The 8,179-nt window shown below is 68.3% G+C and carries 8 protein-coding genes and 1 pseudogene; 5 read left to right on the forward strand and 4 right to left on the reverse strand.

Features of this window, described 5'->3' with window-relative positions; all coding sequences use genetic code 11:
* Together GA0115259_RS21250 and GA0115259_RS21255 are read left to right on the forward strand one after the other, a co-directional pair.
* Window positions 1-587 (forward strand): annotated as a pseudogene (locus GA0115259_RS21250) (molecular chaperone Hsp90); the annotation flags it as partial.
* A 170-nt stretch (window positions 588-757) separates the two neighbouring features.
* Window positions 758-1,627 carry a DUF5707 domain-containing protein gene (locus GA0115259_RS21255; RefSeq protein ID WP_093599570.1) on the forward strand — a complete coding sequence of 290 codons (870 nt, stop codon included), beginning with the start codon at window positions 758-760 and terminating at the stop codon, window positions 1,625-1,627.
* A 92-nt stretch (window positions 1,628-1,719) separates the two neighbouring features.
* On the opposite strand, the gene GA0115259_RS21260 is transcribed toward GA0115259_RS21255, so the two are convergent.
* The 3 genes from GA0115259_RS21260 to GA0115259_RS21270 all read right to left on the reverse strand — a co-directional run bounded on the left by GA0115259_RS21260 (window position 1,720) and on the right by GA0115259_RS21270 (window position 5,016).
* Complete coding sequence (locus tag GA0115259_RS21260; protein ID WP_093599573.1) at window positions 1,720-4,215, reverse strand: cation-translocating P-type ATPase; 2,496 nt, start codon at window positions 4,213-4,215, stop codon at window positions 1,720-1,722.
* A 240-nt stretch (window positions 4,216-4,455) separates the two neighbouring features.
* Window positions 4,456-4,782, reverse strand: a complete 327-nt coding sequence (locus GA0115259_RS21265; RefSeq protein ID WP_093599576.1) for a DUF2530 domain-containing protein — start codon at window positions 4,780-4,782, stop codon at window positions 4,456-4,458.
* A 21-nt stretch (window positions 4,783-4,803) separates the two neighbouring features.
* A complete protein-coding gene (locus GA0115259_RS21270) occupies window positions 4,804-5,016 on the reverse strand; it encodes a ribbon-helix-helix protein, CopG family (protein ID WP_093599579.1) in 213 nt (70 codons plus the stop codon).
* Between the two features lie 240 nt (window positions 5,017-5,256).
* On the opposite strand from GA0115259_RS21270, the gene GA0115259_RS21275 reads away from it, so the two are divergent.
* The gene (locus GA0115259_RS21275) at window positions 5,257-5,706 is read left to right on the forward strand and encodes a MarR family winged helix-turn-helix transcriptional regulator (protein WP_093599582.1); all 450 of its coding nucleotides are present in this window, start codon (window positions 5,257-5,259) and stop codon (window positions 5,704-5,706) included.
* A gap of 197 nt (window positions 5,707-5,903) precedes the next feature.
* Entirely contained in the window at window positions 5,904-7,220 is a 1,317-nt protein-coding gene (locus GA0115259_RS21280; protein ID WP_093599588.1) for an MFS transporter, read from the forward strand.
* A gap of 54 nt (window positions 7,221-7,274) precedes the next feature.
* On the opposite strand, the gene GA0115259_RS21285 is transcribed toward GA0115259_RS21280, so the two are convergent.
* A complete protein-coding gene (locus GA0115259_RS21285) occupies window positions 7,275-7,865 on the reverse strand; it encodes a Uma2 family endonuclease (protein ID WP_093599585.1) in 591 nt (196 codons plus the stop codon).
* A 105-nt stretch (window positions 7,866-7,970) separates the two neighbouring features.
* Between GA0115259_RS21285 and GA0115259_RS21290 the strand changes: the two genes are divergently transcribed.
* Window positions 7,971-8,179, forward strand: a 209-nt coding sequence (locus tag GA0115259_RS21290; protein ID WP_272921167.1) for a 2'-5' RNA ligase family protein, incomplete at its 3' end; no start/stop codon positions are given.

The following is an 8,179-nucleotide window of genomic DNA, read 5'->3' on the forward strand; positions in this document are numbered from 1 at the left end:
CGGCGGAGCTGCTCGGCCGGCTCGCCGATCCGGACCGCGAGGTCACACCGCAGCAGTTGCACGCCCTCTACACGGCCCTCGCCGATCTCGATCCGGAACAGGTGACGCTCCCGGACGAGCTGCGGGCCGTCGTGGACGGCGAGGTACGCGTGGTCGACGCGGCGGAGGCGGTGGTCGCGGACGCTCCCGATCTGCTGCCGCTGACGGGCGGGCTGCCGCTGCTGCCGGTGTCACCGACGCGCTTCGCGGAGCTGGCCGAGCTGCTCCAGGTACGGCGGCTGAGCGAGGCGGTCGTGGCGGAGGTGACCACGGAGGGCGAGGAGCACACGGTCCCGGAGCCGGTCCATGTCCTGCTCGGCGCGGGCACGCCCGAGGTGTACGTGGAGCACGAGGAACTGCTCGCGGGCGGCGTCGAGTTGGACTGGCGCCGGACACCGGACGGGGTGGTGCACGCGGCGACGCTGGAGGGCGTGGCGGCGGGACTCGCCTGGGCGGCGGGCCAGTGGCCACGGCGCTTCGAGGTGGCGGCGCTGCTGGAGGACCCGTCCCGGACGGAGGAACTGGCGCGGGACAGGTGGTTCGACTAGGCCGCGTGCGGTTCGGCCAGGACCTCAGGCCGCGTCCGGTTCGTCGGTTCGGCCAGGGTCCGGCCGGTCGATCTTCGCAAAGATTTCCTATTCTCGTACAACTTTTCACTCTCTCCCCAGGTCTGTTTCCCCGGGTCAACAGGCCCGAATGAACCAGACTTGGGGAACACATGCGTATTCGTGCCACTGTTGCCGCCGTATCCGGCGCCCTGGCTCTGTCCGCGCTCGCCGTGCCGGCGTCCCAGGCCGCCGACGGTCACAGGGACGCGCCCACGCCCGGGAAGTACGGTTTCTCGGCGCGGGAGCGCACCGCCGCGCCGCAGGCCGGACAGCGTGCCCTGGCCAAGGCGGCGGCCGTCGCCCCCACGCTCGGCAAGATCGTCGTGAACGGCGGCAAGCCCATCGTGGTCGGCAGCACCAACGCCCAGAAGGTCACCGTCGCCATCACCGCGTCCGACGACTCGGGCATCGTCGACGCCTCGACGATCCTCTGGTTCGGTGACGCCATCGAGGACGGCAGCGGCTACGCCTTCTACCAGAACGAGGAAGCCGCCACCTGCAGGCCGGCCGGCGCCACCACCTCGACCTGCACGCTCACCGTGACGGTCGACTCGAAGGAACTGATCAACACGGACGCCCGCACCTGGAAGGTCGGCGCCTTCGCGCTGGCGTACGACGGGGAGTACATCCAGAAGGACGCGTACAGCACGGTCAAGATCCAGCGTCAGTCCAAGCTGACGGTCAACGCCGCGCCGGAGCCCGTCAAGAAGGGCGGCACCATCACCATCACGGGCAGCCTGACCCGTGCGGACTGGGACAAGAACAAGTACGTGGGCTTCGGCACCCAGTCGGTGGTGCTCCAGTTCCGTAAGAAGAGCAGCACCGCCTACACCAACGTCAAGGGCGTGAAGTCCTCCTCCACCGGTGCGCTGAAGACCACCGTCAAGGCGTCGGAGGACGGCTACTACCGCTGGAACTACCTGGGTATCGCCTCGACCGCGCCGGTCGCCGTCGCGGGCGACTACATCGACGTGAAGTAGTCGGCAGTTCCGTACCCGCGGCACAGAAGATTCGGAAGGGGCCCGGCAGTCGCCGGGCCCCTTCGCCGTCCCGAGCGCGCCCGCGCTCGTGCCTACGCCGGGAATCTTCGGCTCACCCATCGCCAGCAGAACTCCAGCGCCGCCGACGCCACCACCGCGATGCCGACCGCCAGCCACGGCATCGTCGTACCCACCAGCTTCAGCGCGAAGAAGTGCTGGAGCGTCGGTACGGCCAGTACCACCAGGAACGCCAGTCCCATCGCCGCCACCAGCCCGATCCGCCACCAGGTGTACGGGCGCGCCACGATCGCCAGTACCCACATGGAGACCAGGAAGAGCGTGAGAGTGGCCGCACTGGTCTCGGCGTTGAGGGCGTCGGGGCCCGTGTAGTAGTGCCGGGCCACCATATAGGCGATGAATGTGGCGATTCCGGCGATGATGCCCGACGGGATCGAGTACCGCATCACCCGCCGTACGAAGTTCGGCTGCGCCCGTTCCGTGTTCGGCGCCAGCGCGAGGAAGAACGCCGGTACGCCGATCGTCAGCGTCGACAGCAGTGTGAGATGCCGTGGCAGGAACGGATACTCCACCTGGAAACAGGCCACCAGGATCGCCAGCAGCACCGAGTAGACCGTCTTCGTCAGAAAGAGGGTCGCCACCCGTGTGATGTTGCCGATGACCCGCCGGCCCTCCGCCACCACCGACGGCAGTGTCGAGAAGCTGTTGTTCAGCAGCACGATCTGGGCCACGGCCCGGGTCGCCTCCGAGCCCGAGCCCATCGAGACTCCGATGTCCGCGTCCTTCAGCGCCAGGACGTCATTGACCCCGTCGCCGGTCATCGCGACCGTGTGCCCGCGCGACTGGAGGGCGCCGACCATGTCGCGCTTCTGCCGCGGAGTGACCCGGCCGAAGACCGTGGCGGCGTCGATGGCCTCCGCCATTTCCTCCCGTGCGGTGGGCAGCAGCCGGGCGTCGACCGTACGTTCCGCGCCCGCGAGACCGAGCTTTCCGGCCACTGCGGCCACCGAGACCGCGTTGTCGCCGGAGATGACCTTGGCGTCCACGTTCTGCTGGGCGAAGTAGTCGAGGGTGTCGGCGGCGTCCGGCCGCAGCCGCTGCTCCAGCACGAGGATCGCGGTCGCTTCGGCGCCGGCCACCGTCTCCGGCGCTTCCAGCGCGCCTGAGGCGCGGGCCAGCAGCAGGACCCGCAGGCCCTGTTCATTGAGGTGATCGATCTCGGCGAGCGCCGGATCGTCGTGCGGAAGCAGTACGTCCGGCGCGCCGAGCAGCCACCCTGACGAGGGCGCGTCGGAGCCGTCGGCCTCGCTGAAGGCCGCGCCGCTGTACTTCCGTACGGAGGAGAAGGGCAGCGCCGCCGCCACGGGCCACTCGCCGCGCTCGTCACCGAACGCGTCCACGACCGCCTGAAGACTGGCGTTGGGGCGCGGATCGGACGCGCCGATCGCGCCGAGCACCTTCCGTACGTACGTCTCGTCGGCGCCGCCCAGCACGCGCAGCTCGCTGACGTTCATACCGCCCTCGGTCAGCGTGCCGGTCTTGTCGAGACAGACGACATCGACGCGCGCGAGGCCCTCGATCGCGGGCAGCTCCTGGACGAGGCACTGCTTACGGGCGAGCCGGATGACACCGATCGCGAAGGCGACGGAGGTCAGCAGCACCAGGCCCTCGGGGATCATCGGGACGATACCGCCGACGGTTCTGGCGATGGAGTCCTTGAAGTTGCTCTGCTTGACGACGAGCTGGCTGACGATGAGCCCGAGGGCCGTCGGGACCATCATCCAGGTCACATATTTGAGGATGGTGCTGATGCCGTTGCGCAGCTCGGAGTCCACGAGCGTGAAACGGGACGCCTCCTCGGCGAGCTGCGCGGCATAGGCGTCCCGCCCGACCTTGGTCGCACGGAACGCGCCGCCGCCGACGACCACGAAGCTGCCGGACATGACGGAGTCGCCGGGACGTTTCAGTACGGGATCGGCCTCGCCGGTGAGCAGCGACTCGTCCACTTCGAGGCTGTCGGCCTCGACCACCTCGCCGTCGACGACGACCTTGTCGCCGGGGCCCAGCTCGATGAGATCGCCGAGGACGATCTGCGCGGTGGAGATCTCGGCGGCGACGCCGTCGCGCCGTACGGTCGGTTTCGCCTCGCCGATGACGGCCAGTCCGTCCAGCGTTCTCTTGGCGCGCAGCTCCTGGATGATGCCGATGCCGGTGTTGGCGAGGATCACATAGCCGAAGAGCGTGTCCTGGATCGGTGCGACGAAGGACATGATCACCCAGAGCACGCCGATGACCGCGTTGAAGCGGGTGAAGACGTTGGCGCGAACGATCTCGACGGCGGAGCGGCTGCTGCGGACGGGTACGTCGTTGACCTCACCGCGCGCGACATGCTGCGCGACCTCGGCGGCGGTCAGCCCGGTGTGGCGGCCGGAGGGCCGCGGGAGCTTCATGGGATGTACGGGATCGAGCTCGGCGCCCGCGTCGATGGTGGGGCCGTGAGATCCGCGGCCGTGCGGCTCGGGGCCATGGGGCTCGGGGCCGTCGGTGTCGATCTTCGCCCGCTGCGTCATGGTTCCGACGGTACGACCGGTGAGGCGCGTTCACCCGCCGAGGGCCCGGAGATCCGCCCCAGGGACGACTGAGGAACGAGTGGGATGGTCCTGTGGCAGTACATGAGGGAGGGCGGACGTCAGGCTTTGGTCAGGGTCACGTCAGGGGCGTGGGCGGGGCGTATACGGGGGGGCGCGTGGTGGCGCGGCGCAGTCGGTGAGACCGACGGCCCGGAGTGATCTGTTCGTCCAGGCGGGCGGTCAGGCCGTCGGTCCGGAGCGATCACCGGAACCCGAGTCCTTGCCGGCTTCTCCGGCCTGTTCGGCCTCGCGCGCGGCTGCCGCGCGCTTGAGCGCCGCGTCCCGTCCGCGTACGTACCAGATCCCGATCAGCCCGAGCCCGCCACCGGCCAGACACGTCCAGATCCACCACGCGTGCCCGTGGTCGCTGTACCAGCCGTAGAACGGGAGCTGTACGAGGAAGAGGACGAACCAGATGATCGTGCCGCCCGTGATGGTGCCGACGACCGGCCCCTCCAGAGGCTCGGGCGCCGCACGCCGGGGAGTTGCCGTCGAAGAACCGGTCATGGCACTCAGTCTATGCGGCGCCTATGCGGCGCCTTCCGGGCGGAGCTTCGCCTCGGTCCCGCCGTAGAACTTCTCCGTCTCGTCGACGGCCGCCCTGAAGCGTTCGTCGAAGTCGTCGCGGATGAGCGTCCCGGCCACATAATCCTGGACGCTCATCCCTCGCCTGGCGGCGCGCTCCCGCAGCCGGTCGAGCAGCTCACCGTCTATCCGCAGGCTGAGCACTGTCGATCCCATGCGGACCAGGGTCGTGCGCGGGCGCGCCCGGTCATATCGCTTTCCGGTGCGAACTCACTCGTATGAGTGATAAGCGCTGGTCCGGCGATTGATCCGCGCGGTAGACCCATGGGCGCCGGGTGGCTCACCGGGCGGCCCACTGGGTGGCCCGTCGGCCGGCCCATGGATCGGCGGCGCGCGGACGAAACGCGGAGGAAACCGGGTGGTATTTAGGTTGGGTAATGAGTTATGCTAACAAACATGCCTGACCTGTCCCACGGTGACGACGCGATCGAGAACGACGCCGCCGTGAACGCACTCCGCTCCGCCGTCATGCGGCTGGGCCGGCGACTGAAGCACCAACGTGTGGACGAGTCGCTCAGCCCGACCGAGATGTCGGTGCTGGGCACGCTGGCCCGCTGTGGCTCAGCCACTCCGGGCGAGCTGGCACGCAAGGAGCATGTCCAGCCGCCGTCGATGACCCGCATCGTGGCGCTGCTGGAGGCGAAGGGCCTGGTCAGGCTGGAGCCGCATCCCGACGACCGTCGGCAGAAGGTGGTCAGCCAGACCGAGGAGGCCGAGGCGATGCTCGAAGAGAGCCGCCGCAGGCGCAATGTCTGGCTGGCGTCCCTCGCCGAGGGCCTGGACGAGGACGAGTGGGCGAAGCTGCGCGCTGCCGCCCCCGTACTGGAGAAGCTCGCCCACCTGTGATCCGCGCGCTGTAAGGAGGCGAACCCACTTTGAGTACGGGATCCGGAGCAGAATCCGCCCCCGCACCGAAATCCACCCACGACAGCACGACCGGGAGTGACAGCACGACACCGCACGAGGTAACGACACCGCACGAGGTAACGACACCGGACGAGGTAACGACACCGGACGAGGTAACGACACCGGACGACACCGCGATCTCGGACGGCAGCACCTCTCCGCACCACAGCAAGACCGGCGGCGGGACCTTCTCGTCGCTGAAGATCCGTAACTACCGGCTGTTCGCGACGGGTGCCGTCGTCTCCAACACCGGTACATGGATGTCCCGGGTGACCCAGGACTGGCTGGTACTCAGCCTCACTGGCTCCTCGGCGGCCGTCGGTATCACCACGGCCCTCCAGTTTCTGCCGATGCTGCTCTTCGGGCTGTACGGCGGTGTCGTCGCCGACCGCTATCCCAAGCGGCTGCTGCTGCTCTTCACCCAGGCCGCGATGGGTGTGCTGGGCGTCCTGCTGGCCGTTCTGACCCTGTCGGGACAGGTCCATGTCTGGCACGTCTATCTGATCGCGTTCCTGCTCGGCATGGTGACCGTCGTCGACAATCCGGCCCGGCAGTCCTTCGTCTCCGAGATGGTGGGCCCTGACCAGTTGCGCAACGCGGTCAGTCTGAACTCCGCCAACTTCCAGTCCGCGCGGCTCATCGGCCCTGCCGTGGCCGGCGTGCTGATCACCACGGTCGGCAGCGGCTGGGCCTTCATGCTGAACGGTCTGTCCTTCCTGGCGCCGCTGACCGGTCTGCTGCTGATGCGCCAGCACGAACTCCACAAGTCGGTCCGTGTGCCGCGCGGTAAGGGCCAGCTGAGAGAGGGACTGCGCTATGTGCGCGGGCGGCCGGAGCTGATCTGGCCGATCGTCCTTGTCGGCTTCATTGGCACGTTCGGCTTCAACTTCCCGATCTGGCTGACGGCCTTCGCACACGGCGTCTTCGACGGCGGCGCCGGGATGTACGCGTACTTCAACATCCTGCTCGCGGCCGGCTCACTGACCGGCGCCCTGCTCTCCGCCCGCCGCCGCTCCAGCCGGCTGAGACTGCTCCTGCTCACGGCGATGGGCTTCGGGCTGCTGGAGATCGCGATCTCGCTGTCGCCGTCCGTCTGGCTGTTCTCGCTGCTGCTCGTACCGCTCGGCGTGATCGGACTGACGACGAACATAAGCGCCAACACGACCGTCCAGATGGCCTCGGACCCGGAGATGCGGGGCCGGGTCATGAGCCTCTACATGATGGTCTTCGTCGGCGGCACGCCGGTCGGCGGCCCGCTCCTCGGCTGGGTCACCGACACCTACGGCCCCCGGGTCGGCTTCGCCACGGGCGGCGCGGTCTCCCTCCTCGCGGCGGCGGCGATCGGCCTGGTCCTGGTCCGGGTGGCGGGCGTACGCGTGAGATTCGACCTCCGCGGAGGCCGCCCGCGCGTGGAGTTCATACCGAGGGAACGGGAGCTGGCGACGGCGGCGTAACGTTCGGTGGCCCGGAACGGCAACTACCGTTCCGGGCCACGGCTGTGAAAGGGGTCAGCCGCGGGGGAAGTCGTCGGTCTTCAATGTCAGGCCTACCGCAGTGGCCGTGAGATCGATTTCCACGCCGAACGCGATGGTCAGGTCGCTGATGTACTCCCCATCCTTCGGCTGGGTGTAGACATGGCACCTGCCGATATAGGGATCGGCGATCACATAGACGGGTACACCGGCTGCCGCGTAGACGTCCTTCTTCGGGCCGTAGTCGTTGACAGCGGTACTCTTCGAGATTACTTCGGCGACGAACTCGATGTCCTCATGACGCCAGCGCCCACTGGAGTCCTTCACGGCATCATCCGCCATGGCTGCGACGTCGGAGCAGAATCCGTTGAGGTGCCCCGGGAAATCAATGCGTACATCGGACGCCAACCGCGCCCGAGGGTATTTGGCCCTGAGCTGCTCGACGAAACCCAGGATGATTTCCCAGTGAACCTGGCGCTGCGGCGACATATAGACAGCCCCCCCGACGATCTCGACCTTGTATCCCTCGGGGACGGGCATGTCTTCGAGCAGCTCGAACATCTTGTCCAGAGTCAGCTCGTTGCTCTCGTCGGCCATGGCGATCCTGTCGGTGTCAATGACGGTCATCGTGGCGCTCCTCCTCGCCGCCGCGGGGTGCGGCAGCGCCCGGTACAACGATACGCACGGTGATCGGGTTACGTACGGGCTCGCGCCGTGGGAAGACTTGTCCGCATGAGACTCTTCGCCGCCGTGCTGCCACCCGCCGAGGCCCGGAAGGAGCTGGATCCCGTCCGCGACCGGCTCAGGGCGATGCCCGGTGCCGAGAGGTTGCGGTGGACCGGGCGGGAGGGGTGGCACTTCACGCTCGCGTTTATGGGCGAGGTCGAGGACGCGCTGCTGCCGGAGCTGACCGCGCGGCTGGAGCGGGCCGGGCGGCGGAC

Origin of the sequence: Streptomyces sp. MnatMP-M17, from assembly GCF_900091995.1 — a bacterium.
GTDB lineage: Bacteria > Actinomycetota > Actinomycetes > Streptomycetales > Streptomycetaceae > Streptomyces.